The organism is Naumannella huperziae (assembly GCF_054073625.1).
This window is the reverse complement of record NZ_JBSXPH010000001.1, coordinates 865,059-884,453: the sequence shown is the minus strand read 5'-3', so window position 1 is coordinate 884,453 and position 19,395 is coordinate 865,059. Positions and strand designations below refer to the sequence as shown.

Sequence of the window (19,395 nt, the reverse complement as noted above, 5' to 3'; positions counted from 1 at the left end):
GCTCGGACCGATAGCCTGTCCTCGTGAGCGAGGGCGAGCGGCTGACCCACCGGAGCGGCGGCTATCGAGGCGACCACGGTCCGGTGACCTTCACCAGCTACGCGCTGGGCGCGCAGGTGACATCGGTCGCGCTCGGCGATGATCAACTCTTCTTCCTGAGCGACCTGGCGACGTATCGCCCGGGGGCCGCCATCCGCGGCGGCGTACCGGTCTGCTTCCCGTGGTTCGCCGACGGTCCGGACGGCGACCTGGAACCCAGCCACGGCTTCGTGCGCAAGGTCGAGTGGGAGCTGATCGGTGATCGCGGCGACGAGACCGGTCACGAGTTGTTGTGGCGGATCGGGTCGGAACAGGTCGCCGCAGCGGACGGCCGCGAGGAGTGGCCGGCCGACTTCGAGGCCATCTGCCGGCATGCCTTCGGCGAGGACGGCGTACTGATCGAGCTGACGGTACGCAATCGCGGAGCGGAGCCGATCACCTTCGAGGAGCTGCTGCACAGCTATCTGCGGGTCGATGATCTTGACGCGCTGCGGGTCACCGGCCTGGCCGGGGCGCGCTATCTGGACAAGACCCGCGACCTCGCCGAGTTCACCCAGGAGGGCGATGTCTCGTTCACCGGCCCGACCGATCGGATCTATGCCAGCGACGCGTCGCTGACCCTGCACGACGGCGACCGGACGATCATCGTCGACAAGATCAATTCGGCGAACACCGTGGTCTGGAACCCGTTCGACGCAGGTGTCGCGAAGTTCGCCGATCTCGGCCCCGATGACTGGCGCCGGTTCGTCTGCATCGAGGCCGGCAATGTCAGGGAGAACACGATCACCGTCGATCCGGGCGCCGAGCACACTTTCGGTACGCGGATTCGGCGCGCCCCGTGAGCTACGCGGCGGCCTGGGCGGCGTACTGGATCACCGCAGCGGCCCATCTGACCTTCCAACTGCTCGGCCTGCCGACCGCGGCCGCGATCAGCCAGGTGCTGCTGGTGCCGTGCCTGATCGTCGCGGTGGCCACCTCCCGCACGCATTCCTCGCCGCTGCGCAACTGGATGCTGGCCGCGCTGTTCTTCTCCTGGGTCGGCGACGCCCTGCCCAAGCTGCTGCCGCCGTCCGCGGAGATCTATGCCATGATCGGCGGCTTCTTCGTCGCGCAACTGTGCTGGATGATCGGGCTGTGGCGGCTGCGGGAGCGGTCGCTGATCATGACCGCACGCTGGCAGTTGCCGATCTATCTGATCGCCGGGATGGTGCTGATCGGCATCCTGGTGCCGACCGCCGGGGTGCTGGTGCCGGCGGTGGCCGCCTATGGGGTGGTCGTGATCGCGATGGCCGTCCTGGCGAGCGGGCTGGGCCGGATCGGCCAGCTCGGCGGCATCGTCTTCCTGATCTCCGACGCGCTGATCGCCTTCGACCGGTTCGCGCCGTGGCTCGACATCCCGCTCGCGGGCCCGGCGATCATGGCCACCTACATCCTCGCGCAGGCCCTGCTGGTGACCGCGACCCTGCGCTACCTGCGCAACCGGCCTGCGCGCTCCCGCGCCACGGCCACCACGCTGCGTCGCTGAGCCGGCCTCCGTCGCTGAACCGGGCCATTGGCGCGATTCCTGCCTTGGTTGGCTTCGGGGCCGCTCGCGCGACACCGGCCCGTCCCCTGCGATGGGCGACATGACCGAACGACTCGACACCCCCGAGCACGCCCCGGCCCCCGAGCAGACCATCGGGGTCGTCCAGGGCACGGCGCTCTACGTGTGCGCGATCCTCGGCGCCGGGGTGTTGGTGCTGCCGGGGCAGGCGGCCTCGCTCGCCGGTCCCGCCTCGCTCCTCGCCTGGGGGTTCAGCCTGCTGGCCGGGCTGCCGCTCGCGTTCACCTTTGCCGCCCTGGCCTCGCGGCACCCCGACGCCGGCGGCGTCGCGACCTACGCCGCCCGGGCGTTCGGGCCGGCGGCGGGCGGCATCGCCGGCTGGTGGTACTTCATCGCCGGATCCGTCGGCCAGACGATCGTCCCGCTCACGGCCGGCTACTACCTGTGTGCCGCCGCGGGCCTCGACCAGCGCCTCGCGCCGCTGTTCGCCGCGGGCGTGCTCGCCGCCGCGGTCGCCGCGAATCTGGCCGGCCTGCGGATCGGCGCCCGGCTGCAGATCGCGCTCGCGGCGGCCGTCGCGGTGATCCTCGCCGCCGTCATCGTGATCGCGCTGCCCCAGCTCGATCCGGCCGCATTTCGCCCGTTCGCGCCGGCCGGGCCGGCGGGCATCGGTCGCGCGACGATCGTGTTGTTCTTCGCCTTCGCCGGCTGGGAGGCGATCGCCCACCTGTCCGGGGAGTTCCAGGACGTACGCCGCACGCTGCCGCTCGCCACCGCGTGCACGGCCGCGATCGTCGGCATCCTCTACCTCGGCGTGGCGCTCGCCGTGGTGGGCACCGGCACCTACGGCACGCCCGAGCTGGACCGGATCGCGCTCGGCCGGATCGTCGAGAACGGGCTCGGCCTCTCCGCGGTGGTGATCATGGGGGTCGCCGCCGCGATCATCTGCCTCGGCACCACCAATGCCTTCGTGGCGTCGGTCTCGCGGCTCGGCTTCGCGCTCGGCCGCGACGGCTGGGCGCCGCACTGGCTCGGGCGACGGTCCGCCCGCGGCGTACCCGTCGCCGCCGTGCTCACCGTCGGCGGGATCGGCGGGGCGGGGCTGCTCGGCTCGGCGCTGTTCGGCTGGGGCACCGACGATCTGGTCTTCGTACCGTCGGTGCTGGTGCTGGTCACCTATCTGTTGGGCGCGGCGGCGGCCTGGCGGCTGTTCAGCGGCCGGTCGCGATGGGTCGCCGGCCTCGCGGTGGCCCTGCTGCTGATCCCGGCGCCGTTCGCGGCCGCCCATCTGCTGGTGCCGGCGGCGATCGCGGCGATCCTGCTCGGCTGGCGGGTCGCCCGCGGCCGGCGTACCGGCTGATCGATCGCCCACGGCCGGCCCCTCACGCGGTCCCGGCGACCGGTGGACTTCGTCCGCGACCGGGCGGATACTGGTCGTCCGGGGCCGGGCGGCCGTCAGGGCGGCGTGGCCCACCGCACTCGCAGGACAAGGACGTCACATGCCAGTCATCCCGAAGCCCGGCACCGAGGGCTCGCCGATCACGCTGCAGGACCGCTACGACAACTGGATCAACAACGAGTGGGTGCCGCCGGCGAGCGGTGAATACTTCGAGAATCCGTCGCCGGTCACGGGCAAGGTCTACACCGAGGTCGCGCGCTCCAATGCCGACGACATCGAAAAGGCGCTCGACGCCGCCTGGCGCGCGTTCCCCGCCTGGTCGAAGACCTCCACCACCGAGCGGTCCAACCTGCTGTTGCAGATGGCCGACCGGATGGAGGCGAACGCCGAGGCGCTGGCCGCCGCGGAGAGCTGGGACAACGGCAAGGCGATCCGCGAGCCGCTGGCCGCCGACATCCCGCTCGCCGTTGATCATCTGCGTTACTTCGCCGGCGCGATCCGCACCCAGGAAGGCACGATCAGCCAGATCGACGAGGACACCGTCGCCTATCACTTCCACGAGCCGCTGGGCGTGGTCGGTCAGATCATCCCGTGGAACTTCCCGCTGCTGATGGCGATCTGGAAGCTCGCCCCGGCGCTCGCCGCCGGTGACTGCGTGGTGCTCAAGCCGGCCGAGCAGACGCCGGTGTCGATCTTGGAGCTGATGAAGATCGTCGGCGATCTGTTCCCGCCCGGCGTGCTCAACGTCGTGAACGGCTTCGGCACCGAGGCCGGCAAGCCGCTCGCCTCCAACCCGCGGATCCGCAAGGTCGCGTTCACCGGCGAGACGACGACCGGCCGGTTGATCATGCAGTACGCCTCGCAGAACCTGATCCCAGTGACCCTGGAGCTCGGCGGGAAGAGCCCGAACATCTTCTTCGACGATGTCTTCGCCAAGGCCGATGACTATGCGAACAAGGTGGTCGAGGGATTCACGATGTTCGCGCTGAACCAGGGCGAGGTGTGCACCTGCCCCTCGCGCGCGCTGGTCCAGGGCGGCATCTATGACGAGTTCCTGGCCAAGGTGGTCGAGCGTACCCGCAACGTGAAGCAGGGCGACCCGTTCGACACCGACACCCAGGTCGGCGCGCAGGCCTCGAATGATCAGTTCGAGAAGATCATGTCCTACATCCAGATCGGCAAGGACGAGGGCGCGAACGTGCTGGTCGGCGGCGAGGCAGCCCAGCTCGACGGCGAGCTCGCCGGCGGTTGGTATGTCCAGCCGACGATCTTCGAGGGCAAGAACAACATGCGGATCTTCCAGGAGGAGATCTTCGGTCCGGTGGTCAGCGTGACCAGCTTCACCGACTTCGACGAGGCGATGCAGATCGCCAACGAGACCCTCTACGGACTCGGCGCCGGGGTCTGGTCCCGCGACGGCAACACGGCCTACCGCGCCGGGCGGGAGATCCAGGCCGGCCGCGTCTGGGTGAACTGCTATCACCTCTATCCCGCGCACGCGGCGTTCGGCGGCTACAAGCAGTCCGGCATCGGGCGGGAGAACCACGCGATGATGCTTGATCACTACCAGCAGACCAAGAACATGCTGGTCTCCTACTCGGACAAGGAGATGGGCTTCTTCTGATGGATGATCCCGGCACCCCGACCGAATGGTCGAGCCGCGTGCTGATCACCGACCGGGCGGCCGAGCTCCTCGGCCGCCTGGTCGGTCGGCACGGCCCGGTGATGTTCCACCAGTCCGGCGGCTGCTGCGACGGGTCGGCACCGATGTGTTACCCCCAGGGCGAGTTCATCGTCGGCGACCGCGATGTGCTGCTCGGCGTGATCAGCGCGGGCCCCGGCGAGCCCGGCGTCCCGGTCTGGATCTCGGGCTCGCAGTACGAGCTGTGGAAGCACACCCAACTCGTGCTCGACGCCGTACCCGGCCGCGGTTCGGGATTCTCCCTGGAGGCACCCGAGGGGCAACGCTTCCTGACCCGGTCGCGGGTCATCCCGCCCGAGCGCGAGGACCGGCTGCCGCCGGTGCTCACCGGGTCGGCCGTCGAGGAGGGCGCGCCCCTGCCCGACCCGCTCGGCCCGGTCGAACCCACCGGGGCGCTCGGCGAGGTGTGTCGGCCGGCCGCAACTCGCTGATCGCGTCGTTCGCGCCGACGCGAGGAATCGGCGTACCTGAGGAAACTCCTCGCCGGTGCTGGGAATCTCTCATCCGGACAGGCAAACTGGCCTGCACTGCCCGGGGCTCCCTCGCGGCGGGAAGTCGGAAGGGTCTTGTCTGCAATGAGTGGTACGCCGCGCGCCGGCACCGCCCGGGTGCTTGCGCTCCCCCTCACCCTCGCGCTCCCCCTCACCCTCGCGCTCCTGGGTCTGGCGCTGCTGGCCGGCCGGGCACCGACGGCCGCCGCCGAACCCGCCCCGACGGCCCTGTCGGTGGAGTACCAAACCTTGGTCGCGGGGCCCGGCGAACAGGTCGGCGTGACGGGCTCGGTGACCATCGGCGGACAGCCCGGCCCCGCCGGGGTGCCGGTTGACGTGACCTTCGACGGCGAGCAGGTTCTGGCCACCATCGAGACCGGCGAGGGTGGAATGTTGCGGGGCTCCTTCGTCGTCCCCGGCGACGCGCGACCGGGCGACCGGCAGCTTCTCGCGATGATCGAGGGCGACGACACGCGCAATGCCGCCGTCCAGGGTGACCTGTTGCAGATCACCGGCCGGCGCGCGCAGACGGCGCTGACCGCCCAGGTCGACCCCGCGCCCGTCGACCAGGGCCAGCCCGTGCGGGTGAGCGGGCAGGTCACCCGTGGCGACGGTCGGCCGACCGGGCGGGTCAGCGTCGAGGTGCTCGGTGGCGCGGCCGCCGATCACCTGGACACGATCGACACCGACGACCAGGGCCGCTTCGATGCCCAGGTCACCGTGCCGCCGGGCGCGGGAGACGCCGGGGACTTCCCGGCGTACCCGCTGCTGATCAGTTTCGAAGGCACCGATGCGCTGACCGGCGCGGAGCAGCCGCTCACGCTGACCCTGAACCGCCCGCCCGATCCGCAGGCGGAGGCGCAGACCGACGAGCCGGCCCCCGCGCCCGAGGAGGCCACGCCGAGCGAGTCGGCCACCGTCGCGGCGGCCCCCGGCCAGGATTCGGCGCGGCCGTCCGAGCTCACCCTGGTCCCGATCTGGGTCTGGTTCATCGTCGGTGCCGGGTTCGTCGCCGTGGTCGGCGCGGCGATGATCGCGCACCGCCGCCGGCCGGACGAGAACTCGCGGCTGCTGCCCTGACCGGCGGTCAGCGCCACCGTTCGCGGGCCGATTCCAACAAGCTGACGGGTTCCTCGGCGGCGAGCCGCGCCGCCTCGGCGATCCGTTCCGCGGCCTCGCCCGAGCGATGGTGGCTGAGGTTGTACCACCAGCCGCCGCCCGCCTGGCTGACCAGCACCGCCACCCCGGCGGGATCGCCGGGCTCGGTCCAGCAGGCCATCTCGCGCCGCTCGCCGGCCCACGGCCAGGCGTCGCCGGAGACCCAGCGCCCCATGAAGACGTGCGTCAGCCCGATCGGTGCGGCCGGATGCACCGCGCCGCCCGGCCCCTGCTCCGCACCGCCGCGCCGGGCCAGCGCCCGGGCGGCGCCGAGCGCCATCACCGCCAGTGGGCGCCCGGACTCGACCACTCTCTGCACGCGCTCGGTGAGCGCGGACGGATCGGCCAGCTCGGGCACGGGCAGTGCGAGACCGCTGACGAAGTTGCCGTGCACCCGCCGCGGCCGGGGCAGATAGCGCCGGTTGTCGACCACCAGATTCACCCGCGGCTGTTGAGCCAGGCCGACCCGGTGCAACGCGAGCCGGACGATGCTCAGGGAGACCATCGCCTGGCTGGCCCGCGGCGCGTGCGCACGCCGCCACTGCAGGATCTCCCGGCGGACCTCGCGACCGGCGCCGCGCAGGACCACGGTCCGCGTTGCGGGTACGCCGGGCCCGGGATCGGGCAGCTCCGGCGCCGGGTCCTCGTGGCGCGCCTCGCGTCGGGCATCCAGCAGCCCGCTCACCGCGGCCCGCGAGGAGAACGTGTGCAGCAGCGCGCGCGCCAGCGGGGCCCGGGGGTCGCGCGACTGCGCCCACTCGGGCAGCACCCCGTCCGCGGCGAAGCGCAGGATGCCCGACGTCATCGCGTCGATCGTCCGGCCGTCGGCCAGGTCGTGGCTGCAGGACAGTGCCACCCGGAACGGCGAGTGCCACAACTGGTAGGTCAGCGGCCCCGCCGGATGGGCCCGGCCGTGCCGAAGCACGGTCGCCACATCGTCGGCCGTCGGCCGGTCCGGGTCAGGATCCGGCAGGGGCACGACCATCGCCTCGACCACCTCGCGCAGCCGCCCCGGGTCGAACAGCCAGCGTCCGGAGGGGGTCGCGGTCAGGCCGAGGCGTACCCACGGTCCGCGGCGGGCAAGCTCCAGGATCGCCGAGCGGATGTCGTCCGGGGCCGGCACCACCAGGTCTCCCCAGACGGCGTGGTTGACGACGCCGCGATAGATCCGATCCACCACACCGGGCGCGACGGTGCGACGCCCGCGCGGGGCGCGCTTCGTGATCGTGTCGGTCACCCGATCGGCCTTCCCCCGAAGGTCGGGCGGCCGTCCGGCCGCCGGCGGGCCGGCGGCCCACGGCCGGTCAGCGTAGCCGCCGCGCGCGGCCGACGCCCACCCCGATCGGCGGGCGCCGCGTGTCGGCCGCCCGGCCGCGGGTCAGCTCGCGCTGCGGTCGTCGGCGCGGGTGGCGTCGCGGACCTGCCCGACCAGTTCCTCCAAGACGTCTTCCAGGGCGATCACGCCGAGCGTCTCGTCGTCCTCGCCGAGCACCGCCGCCATGTGCGCGCGGCGCGCCTGCATCATCTGCATCGCCTCGCGCAGCGGGGTGTCCAAGCGGACGATCGGCATCGGACGCGTCCACTTGTTGTTGATCACGGTGTCGCGCGGCTCGCCGAGCGTGTCCTTGATGTGCACATAGCCGCGCACCTCCGGCGCCGCCTCGTCGTGCTCGGCGAACACGGGGAACCGCGAGTAACCGGTCCGCGCGGTGAGATCCTCCAGATCGGCGACGCTCGACTCGGGGGTGACCCAGGCGAGCTCGGCGAGCGGGAGCAGCACGGGCTCGATCGTCCGGTCGGAGAAGCTCAGGGCGCCCGACAACAGCTCATAGGACTGGTTCTTCAGCATGCCCTCCTCGCGCGATTCCTCGACGATGCCGCGCACCTCCTCCGGCGTGTACGCCGAGGCAACCTCATCGCGCGGGGTCACCCCCATCGCGCGCAGGCTCAGGTTGGCGATCTGGTTCAGCACCCAGATCAGCGGCCGCAGCACCGTCACCACGAACATCAGCGGCGGGCCCAGCGTCAGCGAGGAGCGCTCGGGGGCGGCCAGCGCGATGTTCTTCGGCACCATTTCGCCGAGCACGACGTGCAGCAACACCACGATGCTGATCGCGATCACGAACGAGATCACCCCGGTCGCCTCCGCCGGCAGGCCGGTCATCGCGACCAGCGGCCCGAGCAGGGTCGCCAGGCCGGGCTCGGCGATCGCGCCCAGCAACACCGTGCAGACGGTGATGCCGAGCTGCGCGCCGGCCATCATCAGCGACACCTCGCCCATCGCCCGCAGTGTCGTCCGCGCCCGCCCCGAGCCCTCCCGGGCGAGCGGTTCGATCTTGGTACGCCGGACCGAGATCAGCGCGAACTCAGCGCCGACGAAGAAGGCGTTGAACAACAACAGCGCGACGCCGAGCCAGAGCGCGACCTGGACCGGCACCACCGACTCGGCCATAACCGGAAGGACAGGCATCACCGGAAGAACGGGCATCATCCGAGCGCCCCCGATCGCCGCTCCGGGTGCTCGTCCACCAGATCGTCCAGCACCACCATCCGCAACCGGTCGACCCGGCGCCCGTCCATCCGCTCGACGGTCAGCCTGACCTGGTACTCGCCCACCTCGTCGGCGCCGTCGGCGTCGAGATCGACCTGACGGGCGACCGCGACCGTCACGGTGTCGCCGGCGGCCGGGATCGCCCCGAACAGCGTGACGAACATGCCGGCGACGGTGTCGTAGTACTCGCCCTCGGGCAGCGACACCCCGGTCCGCTCGGCGATCTCGTCCGGCCGCAGCAGCCCCGAGACCGCCCAACTGCCGTCGCGGCGGCGACGCAGCCCCGACGATGCGGTGTCGTGCTCGTCGGCGATGTCGCCGACCAGCTCCTCGACCACGTCCTCGAGCGTGACCAGGCCGGCCGTGCCGCCGTATTCGTCGACGACCAGCACCACTTGCATCCCCTCGTCGCGCAACTGGGTCAGCAGCGGATCGAGCTGCAGCGTCTCCGGCACCAGCACCGGCCGGCTCATCCGCTCGGCGACCCTGACCGCGTCGCGGTCGTCCGGTGCCACGGCAACCGCGTCCTTGACGTGCACGATGCCGACCACGTCGTCTGCCTCCTCGCCGCGGCCGGTCACCGGGAAGCGGGAGTGCCCGGTGGCCCGGGACGCGTCCAGCACGGCCTGTACCGGCGCGTCGGCGCGGACGGTGTGCATGCGCACGCGCGGGGTCATGATGTCGGCCGCGGTCAGATTCGCGAAGGCCAGCGAGCGTTCCATCAGCGTCGCGGTCTCGGTGTCGAGCATGCCCTGGTGGGCCGAGCGGCGGACCAGGGAGGCGATCTCCTCGGGCGACCGGACCGAACGCAACTCCTCCTGCGGCTCGAAGCCGAGCAGTCGCACGATCGCGTTGGCGGCCCCGTTGCACAGCCGGATGGGCACGTACAGCGCGGCGGTGATGATCCGCATCGGGAGCTGGGTGAGCTTGGCGGTACGCATCGGCGCGGCGATCGCGAGATTCTTCGGGACCAGCTCGCCGTAGACCATTGTCACGACATTGGCCGCCACCAGTGCGGCGCCGAGGGCGATCGGCCCGATGGCCATCTCGGGTACGCCGGCCGCGGCCAACGGGGTACGCAACAACTCGGCCACCGCGGGCTCGGCGAGGAAACCGATCGCCAGGTTGGTCAAGGTGATGCCGACCTGGGCACCGGACAGTTGGGTGGAGAGCTGGGTGAGGGCCTTGTCCAGGCCCTGGGCGGCGCGATCGCCCGCCTCGGCCTCACGGCGTACCTGTCCGCGATCGACCGTGACGAAGGAAAATTCGGCTGCGACGAAGATGCCGCACAAGAAGACGAGCGCGATGGCGATGGCCAGCAGGACCCAGCTCATGAGCGAGCTCCTGCCGGCGAAGTACTACAGGGTTCGTCGGGCGGTGGGGGCAACGCAGAGTCGTCCATGGCGTCGGAAGCGTAGCAGCCGAGATCGCGCCGCCGAAGCGCGCGCTGGCCCCCCGCGGGCCGAGAATCCCGGCATGCACGCGATCGGCGCCCGGCGATGAATCGGCGAAGCTTCGCGGTCACCGCGGGGCTGGTGCCGCTGCTGGCGGGCTGTTCGGTGGCGCCGTTCGATGCGGTCGCCGAAGCCCGCGCGCGGGCCGAGCGGGAGTTCCCGGGCGAGCTGTGGGTGGTCCGCGCCGCCTGGGCACCGGGTGCGATCCTCTTCCCCGCACTGACCGCGACCTACGGCTTCGTCGACGAACCCGACGGCGCGGTGACGATCCGCGACAACGTGCGGCTGGCCGACGCCTACGCCACCGGCCGCGAGGAGTCGGCCAATTTCCGCGGCCTGCGCGATGCGTTCGCCGCCGGCGGGTTCGTCACCCTGGGCAGCGCGCCGCCACCCGCCCCGAGCTCGACGACCACCCCGCCGGGGCTGATCACCGGATCGATCGACATCGACGACGGCGGGCTGGACTTCGCGGCGATGTGCGACCGGATCGAGACGGTCGCGCGCGACTGGCTGGCCGGGCGGTCCCGTGCCGGGCTGCCCGGGGTGAGCCACGTCAACGTGTCGGTGATTCCGCGGCAGTGGGCGGCCGGCATCCCCGCGGTGGCGCCGCCGACGCTCGCCGCCTACGCACAGGTGGAGCGGAGGTTGTTGCTGGGCACGGTCGCGGCGTACCAGATCTCGATCGGCGACGATGCGCGCCCGGTTGCCGCGAACATCGGTCCCGCGCTGCCCGACCACACCGCGATCAGGGCGCTGGCGGCCCGGCTCGCCTCGGCCGCGAAGGAATGGGCCGCGGCGAGGCATCCCGACCTGGCCGTCGGCGAGGGGGCGAGCTGGCGGCTGGAGTCACCGGACCGGTTGCGGAGCTGGGTGACCTGCTGCGCCGGGCCGACCTGCGGTCGCGGCGACCTGCCGGTGGGCCTGATCGCGCTGAGCAGCACGCCCGACGGCGCGGATCCGCGCGACTTCCGGCTGCTGCTCGGCGCCGAGGGCGCGGACATCCCCGAGCCGGAGCGCCTGGGGCGCTGAGTCCATCTGGCCCCGATTCCTACATGCCGGACACGGGTTGGGTCGGGTTGAGAATTCAAGCATGCTTGTGCTCATGGCGAATCTGCTCGTCACACGGATCCACGTGGACATGATGCTGATCGACAGCGCCGTCTGTCGCATGCGCTGACCCGGCACACCAGCCGGGTCCATCGACGCGCCCCCGCCCCTGTCACCGGTACGCCCCGCGTACCCCTCCACGAGGAATCCCGATGCCCACGACCACCGAGTCGAGCTCCGAGCGCCGCACCCGCGGCGGCAAGCCGAAGACCACCGGCGCCTGGGCCGATGGCGACCGGACGCCGCTCAACCACAACGAGGAGTTCAAGGCCGCCGACGACGGCCTGAACGTGCGCACCCGGATCATCGAGACGTACGCCAAGGAGGGCTTCGCCTCCATCCCGGGCGATGACCTTCGGGGGCGGATGCGCTGGTGGGGCCTCTACACCCAGCGCCGCCCCGGGATCGACGGCCGGCGTACCGGCAGCCTGCCCGCCGAGGAGCTGGACGACGAGTTCTTCATGCTCCGGATCCGCAGCGACGGCGGCGCGCTGTCCGGTGATCAACTGCGCGTGATCGCGCAGATCTCGGTCGAGTTCGCCCGCGACACCGCCGACATCACCGACCGGCAGAACATCCAGTTGCACTGGATCCGGATCGAGGACGTGCCGGAGATCTGGCGGCGGTTGGAGGCGGTCGGGCTGTCCAGCGCCGAGGCGTGCGGCGACACCCCCCGGGTGATCCTCGGTTCGCCGGTCGCCGGGCTGGCCGCCGACGAGGTGATCGACGGCACGCCGGCGATCGAGGAGATCCAGCGCCGCTACATCGGCAGCCCGGAGTTCTCCAATCTGCCGCGCAAGTTCAAGACCGCGATCTCCGGCTCCCCGGCGCTCGATGTCGCGCACGAGATCAACGACGTGTCCTTCGTCGGGGTGAACCATCCCGATCATGGTCCGGGATTCGACCTGTGGGTCGGCGGCGGTCTGTCCACGAACCCGATGTTCGCCCAGCGGCTCGGCGCATGGGTGCCGCTGGCGGAGGTGCCGGAGGTGTGGGCCGGCGTCGTCGGGATCTTCCGCGACTACGGCTATCGCCGGCTGCGGCACCGCGCCCGGCTGAAGTTCCTGGTGGCCGACTGGGGTCCGGAGAAGTTCCGCGAGATGCTGGAGGGTGAGTATCTGCAGCGGCCGCTGATCGACGGCCCCGCCCCGGCCGGCGCGCCGGACGACCGGCGTGATCATGTCGGCGCACATGCCCAGCACGACGGCAACTTCTGGGTCGGAGTGACGCCGATCGGCGGCCGGGTCTCGGGCACGACGCTGCTCGCCGTGGCCGAGCTGGCCGGGCGGTACGCCTCGGGCCGGGTTCGGCTCACCCCGCACCAGAAGCTGCTGGTCCTCGACGTGCCGGCGGGCGACGTGCCGGCCGTGGAGAACGGGCTGGCCGAGCTCGGCCTGACCGCCCGCCCGAGCGAGTTCCGGCGCGGCGTGATGGCCTGCACCGGGATCGAGTTCTGCAAGCTGGCGCTGGTCGAGACGAAGGCGCGGGCGCGCAGCGTGGTCGATGAGCTGGAGCGTCGGCTGCCCGACTTCGACTCGCCGCTGTCGGTGCACCTGAACGGCTGCCCCAACTCCTGCGCCCGCTTCCAGGTCGCCGACATCGGCCTCAAGGGCCTGGTGATGGACGACGCCGACGGCAATCCCGTCGACGGCTTCCAGGTGCACCTGGGCGGTACGCTCGGGGCCGAGCCGAGCCTGGCCCGCAAGACCCGCGCCCTGCGGGTCAGCGCCGATGATCTTGTCGACTACATCGAGCGGGTGACCACGAACTATCTGGCCGATCGCGACGGCGAGGCCGAGAGCTTCGCTGGCTGGGCGCGCCGTGCCGACGAGGACCTCCTGCGATGAACCGGCCGGGGTCGAGATGAGCGAGGACAATCTGCGCGCGGTGCCCTACTTCTGCCCGTTCTGCGGGGAGGAGGACCTGCGACCCGTCGAGGAGCCGGGCAACGGCTGGCTGTGCCGGTCCTGCGCGCGGGTCTTCTCGGTGCAGATGCATCGCCTGGAGCGGGCCATCGTGCCGGGCCACATCGCCGCCTCCGAAGGAGAGCAAGCATGATCGAACTCGAGGTCAACGGCGCTCCCGCCGATGCGGCACCGGCCGACGTGAGGCTGGAGCCGGCGGAGCTGGACCGGCTGGTCGCGGCCGGGCGGGCGGCGGTCCCGGAGCGCTCGGACAGCTATCAGGACCGGGTGGCGACCGCGCGGGCGGCGCTGGCCTGGGCGCACCAGACCTTCGGCGAGCGGGTCACCGTGGCGAGCTCGATGGGCGATGAGGTGCTGGTCCACCTGGCCGGTGAGTCCGCGGCCGGGATCGAGGTGTTCTTCCTCGACACCGGCTACCACTTCGACGAGACGATCGAGACCCGGGACGCGTTCGAGGTGCTGGCACCGGTCAAGCTGATCACGATCACGCCGCGGCTGACGGTCGCCGAGCAGGACGCCGAGTACGGCCCGAAGCTGCATGATCGCGATCCCGACGCCTGCTGCGCCATGCGCAAGGTCGAGCCGATGGAGCGCGCGCTGGCCGCACGATCGGCCTGGGTGACGGGGATGCGCCGGGTGGACGCTCCGACGCGTACCGACATCGAGATCATCGGCATCGACGCCAAGCGCGGCAAGATCAAGATCAATCCGATCGCGGCCTGGACCGACGAGGACGTGGCGCGGTTCACCAAGGAGAACTACGTCTACGAGAACCCCCTGCGGGAGCTGGGGTACGCCTCGATCGGCTGCGCGCCGTGCACGCGGGCGGTCAAGCCCGGAGAAGACCCCCGAGCCGGCCGTTGGGCGGGCAGGGCCAAGACGGAATGCGGACTGCACACATGACCTCGACCGACACCATCTCCCCCACGACCGCCGCCGCGAGCGGCGGCCTTGATCAGCTCGACGAGCTCGAGTCGGAGGCGATCTACATCTTCCGCGAGGTCGCCGGCCAGTTCGAGCGGCCGGCGCTGCTGTTCTCCGGCGGCAAGGACTCGGTGCTGATGCTGCACCTGGCGCTGCGGGCGTTCGCGCCGGCGCGGCCCCCGCTGACGCTGTTGCACGTCGACACCGGCCACAACTTCCCCGAGGTGCTGACCTTCCGGGACGAGATCGCGGCGCGCTACGGCCTGCGGTTGGAGGTGGCGAGCGTGCAGGACTATCTCGACGACGGACGGCTCACCGAGCGGCCCGACGGCACCCGCAACCCGCTGCAGACCCAGCCGCTGGTCGACGCCATCGCCGAGCACCGCTTCGACGCGGTCTTCGGCGGCGGGCGCCGCGACGAGGAGAAGGCGCGCGCCAAGGAGCGCGTGTTCAGCCTCCGGGATGCCTTCGGCGGTTGGGATCCCCGACGCCAGCGCCCCGAGCTGTGGGATCTCTACAACGGCCGGCACGCACCGGGTGAGCACGTCCGGGTGTTCCCGCTGAGCAACTGGACCGAGCTGGACGTCTGGCGCTGGATCGCCCGGGAGGGCGTCGAACTGCCGAGCCTGTACTACGCCCACGAGCGCGAGCTGTTCGCCCGGGACGGGATGTGGCTGGCGCCGGGCGAGTGGGGCGGAGCGCGCGAGGGCGAGGAGGTGGCCCGGCGTACCGTCCGCTACCGCACGGTCGGCGACATGTCCTGCACCGGCGCGGTCGACTCGACCGCCCGCACCCCCGACGAGGTGATCATCGAGCTCGCCGCGACCCGGCTCACCGAGCGCGGCGCGACCCGCGCCGACGACCGGCTCTCGGAGGCCGCGATGGAGGACCGGAAGAAGGAAGGCTACTTCTGATGAGCCATGATCTGTTGCGGTTCGCGACGGCCGGCAGCGTCGACGACGGGAAGTCCACCCTCGTCGGCCGGCTGCTGCACGACACCAAGTCGATCCTCGCCGACCAGCTCGCGGCCGTCGAGCGGGCCAGCGCCGACCGGGGGCTCGCGGCGACCGATCTGGCGCTGCTCACCGATGGGCTACGGGCCGAGCGCGAGCAGGGCATCACGATCGATGTGGCGTACCGGTACTTCTCCACCCCCACCCGCTCCTATGTGCTCGCCGACACGCCCGGACACGTGCAGTACACCCGGAACATGGTCACCGGCGCCTCGACCGCCGAGCTGGCGCTGATCCTGGTCGACGCGCGGCACGGGATCGTGGAGCAGACCCGGCGGCACCTGGCCGTGACCGGGCTGCTCGGCGTGCGGCACGTCGCGCTGGCGGTGAACAAGATGGATCTGATCAACTTCGACGAGCCGACCTTCGACCAGATCCGCGACGACTTCTCGCGGCTGGCCAAGGAGTTCGGCGTCGACGATGTGGCGGCGATCCCGGTCTCCGCGCTCGACGGGGACAATGTGGTGGACCGCAGCCAGCGGACCCCCTGGTACGCCGGACCGACGCTGCTGGAACACCTGGAGTCTGTCCCGGTCGGCGAATCGGCGACGCAGCAACCGTTCCGGTTCGCGGTGCAGTACGTGATCCGGCCCCGGTCGGCACAGTTTCCGGACTATCGCGGGTACGCCGGCCGGGTCTCCTCGGGCAGCGTGCGGGTCGGTGATGAGGTGATCATCGCGCCGGGCGGACGGCCCAGCACGGTGATCGGGATCGACCGTGGCATCGCCGACGGCGGCCTGGAGGAGCTGACGCATGCCCATGCGCCGCAGTCGGTGACGCTGCGGCTGGCCGACGATCTGGACATCTCCCGCGGCGACCTGATCGCCGCGGCGGACGCGGCGCCGGCGGTCGTCCGCGAGGTGACCGGGACGACGGTCGTGGTGGCCGAGCGCCCGCTGCGCCCGCGCGACCGGGTGCTGGTGCGGATCGGCTCGCGGCATGTCCGCGGGATGATCACCGAGTTGTTGGACCGGATCGACGTGACCACGCTGCAGCGCGGGCCGTCGCCCGAGTCGCTGGGGCTGAACGACCTCGGGCGGGTCCGGGTGCGGCTGGCCGAGCCGTCGCCCGTCGACACCTATGCCGCCCTGCCGCGGACCGGCGCCTTCTTGTTGATCAGCGAGTCCGACGGCACCACGCTCGCGGCCGGGATGACCGAGGGCCCGCTCGTCTCGATCGACGCCGAACCCGAGGCCTGGGCGATATGAGCGACTACCCGCTGCTGCTCGACCTGGCCGGGCGCCGCGTCGTGATGATCGGCGGCGGGACGGTCGCGACCCGGCGGGTGCGCGGGCTGCTCGAGGCCCGCGCGCGCGTCGAGGTGATCGCTCCGCGGATCGGCGAGGAGCTCGCCGCGCTGGTCCGCGACGGTGCGATCACCTGGCGCCCCGAGTCCTGGCGGCCCGAGTTCTTCCGGAGCGAGCTGCTCGCCGGTGGCGAGCGGATCTGGTTGGTCCACGCCGCGACCGACGATCCGGCGGCGAATGCCGCGGCCGCCGCCGAGGCCGACCGCCACGGCATCTGGTGTGTGCGCGCCGACGACCACCGCGCCAGCAGCGCCCACACCCCCGCCGTCGCCCGCGGCTCCGGCGCCGCGGACGGGCTCACGGTCGCGGTCGGGGGCGGCGGGGACCCGCGCCGCGCCGTCGCGGTCCGCGATGCCGTCGCCGCCGCCCTGGACTCGGGCCTGCTGCCGCTTCGCCGGACCCGGGACGATGCCCGCTCACCGGTCGCGCCCGGCCGGGTCGCGCTGGTCGGCGGAGGGCCCGGACGAGCTGACCTGATCACGGTCCGCGGCCGGCAACTGCTGGCCGCGGCGGAGGTGGTGATCGCCGACCGGCTCGGACCGCGCGACCTGCTGGACGAGCTGGACGACGACGTGTTGATCATCGATGTCGGCAAGGAGCCCAACCGGCACCCGGTGCCGCAGCAGCGGATCAACGAACTGCTGGTCGAACACGCCCGCGCCGGACGCGCCGTGGTGCGATTGAAGGGCGGCGACCCGTTCGTGCTGGGCCGCGGCGGCGAGGAGGCGATCTTCTGCGCCGAGCACGGGATCGGCGTCGAGGTGGTGCCCGGGATCAGCTCGGCCACCTCGGTGCCGGCGGCCGCCGGGATCCCGGTCACCCACCGCGGAATCACCGGCTCCTTCGTCGTGGCGTCGGCCCATCGCGGCGCCGAGGATGCCCTGCACGCGCTGCGCGACGCCCCGAGCGATGCCACCCTGGTGCTGCTGATGGGCGTCTCCACGCTCGGGCGTACCGCCGACGAACTGATCGCCGCCGGGCGCCGTCCCGACACCCCGGTCGCCATGATCGAGAGCGGCTGGACGCCGGCGCAGCGCACCACCGTGACCACCCTGGAGAAGGCGCCGCTGATCGCGGAGCAGGAGCGGGTACGCGCGCCCGCGATCATCGTGATCGGCGAGGTCGTCGGCGTCCGCGGGATGCTCGGTGACCTCGCCTGAGCCGCGCCCGATCCTGCTGCTCGCGCACGGTTCGCCGGATCCCCGGCACGGCGAGGGGGTACGCCGGCTCGCCACCGCGGTCGCCGAGCGGCACCCCGCCCCGGTGCGGGTCGCCTATCTTGATCATCACGGGCCGACGCCCGAGGAATCCGCGGCCGAGCTGGGCCCGCGCGGCATCCTGGTGCCCGTATTGCTGACCCGTGCCCATCACGCGCGCACCGATGTCCCGGCGATCATGGAGCGGATCCGGGCCCGGCCGGGGCTCGACGGCTTCGCCGCGGCACCCCCGCTCGGCCCCGATCCGTTGGTCGGCGCGGGCCTGGCCGAGTTGCTGGCGCGGGCGGGTGCCACGCCCGATGCCGATACCACCGTGCTCGTCTACGTGCCGGGCTCGTCGGACCGGGACGCGGTCGCCGCAGTCGGTGCCGAGCTGGCGAAGCGCCCGCCCGGCACCGGCTGGGCCGCCTGGCGGGTCGCCGCGCTGGACGGCGGCACCACCCTGGCGCAGGCCCTGGCCGAGCTGCCGAGTTCTCGGGCTGTCGCGGTCAGCTACATGATCGCCGACGGCGTGCTGCGCGACCGGATGGTCGAGCGGTGCGCGGAGGCCGGCGTACCCATGATCGACGGCGTGCTCGCCGACACGGCCGCGCTGGCGTCGCTGGCGATCAGCCGCGGGTCAGGCTGAGCGGGGCATCGTCGAGGCCACGGCGTCGCGCCAGGGCGTCGGCGCCAGCCCCTCCCGCTCGGTCAGGATCCCGGGACGCAGCACGGCCGGGCGGCGCCACAGATAGGAACTGGCCGCCAGTTCCTTGATCAACCGATTGACCGGGCCGAGCGCGCGCAGCAGCCCGGCGGGCACGGAGACGATCCGCGGCTCGCGGCCGGTGTCGGCGATCCGGGCCGTCTCCGCGGCGACCTCGCGCAGGGTGGGCGCGCCGTCGGTCGGCGCATGGACGATGGCATCGCCGCCGGGGGCGATGGCATCGGCATGGTCGGCGGCGTAGCGCATCGCGCGAGTCAGGTCGGGGATGGTGGTCAGGCTGTGCGGCTGGTCGGGGTCGGCGAGCACCCAGGCGGTACGCCCGGCCGCGATTGGCCCGATCACCGTGGACAGCGCGACCGACGCGGCGGGCGTGGCGCTCGGCCCGATCACATCGGAGGCGACGACGCTGACGGTGCGCGCGGCGTGTGCGGCGCGGGCCGCCATCAGCTCCGCGCGTACCCGGCCCTTGTCCTCGACCGGCGCGAAGGGCGCGCCCTCGGCCAGGTCGGCCGCCGCATGGCCGAAGGCGTAGACGGATTCGGGGAAGATCACCGGTACGCCCAGCTCGGCGGCGACATCCATCACGGCCCGCTCGCGCCCCGGCAGCTCACGCCGCCATACCCGGGCGTCATAGGCCGCGTGGATGCAGTGGTGGATGGCGGCGCAGCCCTCGGCGGCGCGGCGCAGCAGGTCACGGTCCGCGGCGTCGCCGGCGAACGTCCGCGGGCCTCGACCCGACGCGTCGGCGGCCGGCGCGCTGCGCCGGAGGACGACGACCTCGTGACCGTCGGCCAGCAGATCGTCGGCAAGCTGGCCGCCGATCTGGCCGGCACCGGTGATCAGATGACGCATGATTTCT

18 protein-coding genes are annotated in these 19,395 nt (G+C 72.2%); 14 read left to right on the top strand and 4 right to left on the bottom strand.

The window, feature by feature from the left end:
* The first annotated feature begins 23 nt into the window (after positions 1–23).
* The 6 genes from ACXDC7_RS04155 to ACXDC7_RS04130 all read left to right on the top strand — a co-directional run bounded on the left by ACXDC7_RS04155 (position 24) and on the right by ACXDC7_RS04130 (position 6,254).
* Positions 24–881: a D-hexose-6-phosphate mutarotase gene (locus ACXDC7_RS04155; protein WP_459221301.1), complete on the top strand. Its 858-nt coding sequence runs from the start codon at positions 24–26 to the stop codon at positions 879–881.
* Positions 878–1,564 (top strand): lysoplasmalogenase, encoded by a 687-nt coding sequence (locus ACXDC7_RS04150; protein WP_459221300.1) that lies wholly within the window; start codon positions 878–880, stop codon positions 1,562–1,564. Before ACXDC7_RS04155 ends, ACXDC7_RS04150 begins: the two co-directional genes overlap by 4 nt.
* 100 nt (positions 1,565–1,664) lie before the next feature.
* The gene (locus ACXDC7_RS04145) at positions 1,665–2,942 is read left to right on the top strand and encodes an APC family permease (RefSeq protein ID WP_459221299.1); all 1,278 of its coding nucleotides are present in this window, start codon (positions 1,665–1,667) and stop codon (positions 2,940–2,942) included.
* Positions 2,943–3,081: 139 nt separating this feature from the next.
* Positions 3,082–4,605 carry an acetaldehyde dehydrogenase ExaC gene (gene exaC / locus ACXDC7_RS04140; RefSeq protein WP_179444690.1) on the top strand — a complete coding sequence of 508 codons (1,524 nt, stop codon included), beginning with the start codon at positions 3,082–3,084 and terminating at the stop codon, positions 4,603–4,605.
* The gene (locus ACXDC7_RS04135; RefSeq protein ID WP_459221298.1) at positions 4,605–5,114 is read left to right on the top strand and encodes a DUF779 domain-containing protein; all 510 of its coding nucleotides are present in this window, start codon (positions 4,605–4,607) and stop codon (positions 5,112–5,114) included. The genes exaC and ACXDC7_RS04135 overlap by 1 nt, the downstream gene beginning before the upstream one ends.
* A 144-nt stretch (positions 5,115–5,258) precedes the next feature.
* Complete coding sequence (locus ACXDC7_RS04130; RefSeq protein WP_459221297.1) at positions 5,259–6,254, top strand: hypothetical protein; 996 nt, start codon at positions 5,259–5,261, stop codon at positions 6,252–6,254.
* A 7-nt stretch (positions 6,255–6,261) separates the two neighbouring features.
* Here the strand turns inward: ACXDC7_RS04130 and ACXDC7_RS04125 are convergent, their stop codons facing one another.
* From ACXDC7_RS04125 to ACXDC7_RS04115, 3 genes are all read right to left on the bottom strand, one after another.
* Positions 6,262–7,569: a hypothetical protein gene (locus tag ACXDC7_RS04125; protein ID WP_459221296.1), complete on the bottom strand. Its 1,308-nt coding sequence runs from the start codon at positions 7,567–7,569 to the stop codon at positions 6,262–6,264.
* A gap of 141 nt (positions 7,570–7,710) precedes the next feature.
* Positions 7,711–8,784, bottom strand: coding sequence for a hemolysin family protein (locus ACXDC7_RS04120; RefSeq protein WP_459221295.1), 1,074 nt, complete (start codon positions 8,782–8,784; stop codon positions 7,711–7,713).
* Between the two features lie 35 nt (positions 8,785–8,819).
* A complete protein-coding gene (locus ACXDC7_RS04115; RefSeq protein WP_179444694.1) occupies positions 8,820–10,217 on the bottom strand; it encodes a hemolysin family protein in 1,398 nt (465 codons plus the stop codon).
* Between the two features lie 165 nt (positions 10,218–10,382).
* Here ACXDC7_RS04115 and ACXDC7_RS04110 point away from each other — a divergent pair, with 165 nt between their 5' ends.
* The 8 genes from ACXDC7_RS04110 to ACXDC7_RS04075 all read left to right on the top strand — a co-directional run bounded on the left by ACXDC7_RS04110 (position 10,383) and on the right by ACXDC7_RS04075 (position 18,458).
* A complete protein-coding gene (locus tag ACXDC7_RS04110; protein WP_459221294.1) occupies positions 10,383–11,366 on the top strand; it encodes a hypothetical protein in 984 nt (327 codons plus the stop codon).
* Positions 11,367–11,596: 230 nt separating this feature from the next.
* Positions 11,597–13,291 carry a nitrite/sulfite reductase gene (locus ACXDC7_RS04105; protein ID WP_459221293.1) on the top strand — a complete coding sequence of 565 codons (1,695 nt, stop codon included), beginning with the start codon at positions 11,597–11,599 and terminating at the stop codon, positions 13,289–13,291.
* Between the two features lie 16 nt (positions 13,292–13,307).
* Entirely contained in the window at positions 13,308–13,502 is a 195-nt protein-coding gene (locus ACXDC7_RS04100) for a hypothetical protein (protein ID WP_459221292.1), read from the top strand.
* Positions 13,499–14,272, top strand: coding sequence for a phosphoadenylyl-sulfate reductase (locus ACXDC7_RS04095; protein ID WP_459221291.1), 774 nt, complete (start codon positions 13,499–13,501; stop codon positions 14,270–14,272). Before ACXDC7_RS04100 ends, ACXDC7_RS04095 begins: the two co-directional genes overlap by 4 nt.
* On the top strand, positions 14,269–15,207 hold the full coding sequence (gene cysD / locus ACXDC7_RS04090) for a sulfate adenylyltransferase subunit CysD (protein ID WP_459221290.1): 939 nt from the start codon (positions 14,269–14,271) through the stop codon (positions 15,205–15,207). The genes ACXDC7_RS04095 and cysD overlap by 4 nt, the downstream gene beginning before the upstream one ends.
* Entirely contained in the window at positions 15,207–16,514 is a 1,308-nt protein-coding gene (locus ACXDC7_RS04085) for a sulfate adenylyltransferase subunit 1 (protein ID WP_459221289.1), read from the top strand. The genes cysD and ACXDC7_RS04085 overlap by 1 nt, the downstream gene beginning before the upstream one ends.
* The gene (gene cobA / locus ACXDC7_RS04080; protein ID WP_459221288.1) at positions 16,511–17,773 is read left to right on the top strand and encodes a uroporphyrinogen-III C-methyltransferase; all 1,263 of its coding nucleotides are present in this window, start codon (positions 16,511–16,513) and stop codon (positions 17,771–17,773) included. The genes ACXDC7_RS04085 and cobA overlap by 4 nt, the downstream gene beginning before the upstream one ends.
* Positions 17,760–18,458: a sirohydrochlorin chelatase gene (locus ACXDC7_RS04075; RefSeq protein ID WP_459221287.1), complete on the top strand. Its 699-nt coding sequence runs from the start codon at positions 17,760–17,762 to the stop codon at positions 18,456–18,458. Before cobA ends, ACXDC7_RS04075 begins: the two co-directional genes overlap by 14 nt.
* On the opposite strand, the gene ACXDC7_RS04070 is transcribed toward ACXDC7_RS04075, so the two are convergent.
* The gene (locus ACXDC7_RS04070) at positions 18,450–19,388 is read right to left on the bottom strand and encodes an NAD-dependent epimerase/dehydratase family protein (protein WP_459221286.1); all 939 of its coding nucleotides are present in this window, start codon (positions 19,386–19,388) and stop codon (positions 18,450–18,452) included. The genes ACXDC7_RS04075 and ACXDC7_RS04070 overlap by 9 nt on opposite strands.
* Positions 19,389–19,395 lie beyond the last annotated feature (7 nt).

Excerpts from the sequence above, each read along its gene's own strand:
- ACXDC7_RS04115 (WP_179444694.1), bottom strand. The coding sequence starts at position 10,217 with ATGAGCTGGGTCCTGCTGGCCATCGCCATCGCGCTCGTCTTCTTGTGC.
- ACXDC7_RS04110 (WP_459221294.1), top strand. The coding sequence starts at position 10,383 with ATGAATCGGCGAAGCTTCGCGGTCACCGCGGGGCTGGTGCCGCTGCTG.
- cobA (WP_459221288.1), top strand. The coding sequence starts at position 16,511 with ATGAGCGACTACCCGCTGCTGCTCGACCTGGCCGGGCGCCGCGTCGTG.
- ACXDC7_RS04135 (WP_459221298.1), top strand. The coding sequence starts at position 4,605 with ATGGATGATCCCGGCACCCCGACCGAATGGTCGAGCCGCGTGCTGATC.
- ACXDC7_RS04095 (WP_459221291.1), top strand. The coding sequence starts at position 13,499 with ATGATCGAACTCGAGGTCAACGGCGCTCCCGCCGATGCGGCACCGGCC.
- ACXDC7_RS04120 (WP_459221295.1), bottom strand. The coding sequence starts at position 8,784 with ATGGCCGAGTCGGTGGTGCCGGTCCAGGTCGCGCTCTGGCTCGGCGTC.
- ACXDC7_RS04130 (WP_459221297.1), top strand. The coding sequence starts at position 5,259 with ATGAGTGGTACGCCGCGCGCCGGCACCGCCCGGGTGCTTGCGCTCCCC.
- ACXDC7_RS04100 (WP_459221292.1), top strand. The coding sequence starts at position 13,308 with ATGAGCGAGGACAATCTGCGCGCGGTGCCCTACTTCTGCCCGTTCTGC.
- cysD (WP_459221290.1), top strand. The coding sequence starts at position 14,269 with ATGACCTCGACCGACACCATCTCCCCCACGACCGCCGCCGCGAGCGGC.
- ACXDC7_RS04145 (WP_459221299.1), top strand. The coding sequence starts at position 1,665 with ATGACCGAACGACTCGACACCCCCGAGCACGCCCCGGCCCCCGAGCAG.
- ACXDC7_RS04105 (WP_459221293.1), top strand. The coding sequence starts at position 11,597 with ATGCCCACGACCACCGAGTCGAGCTCCGAGCGCCGCACCCGCGGCGGC.
- ACXDC7_RS04070 (WP_459221286.1), bottom strand. The coding sequence starts at position 19,388 with ATGCGTCATCTGATCACCGGTGCCGGCCAGATCGGCGGCCAGCTTGCC.
- ACXDC7_RS04085 (WP_459221289.1), top strand. The coding sequence starts at position 15,207 with ATGAGCCATGATCTGTTGCGGTTCGCGACGGCCGGCAGCGTCGACGAC.
- exaC (WP_179444690.1), top strand. The coding sequence starts at position 3,082 with ATGCCAGTCATCCCGAAGCCCGGCACCGAGGGCTCGCCGATCACGCTG.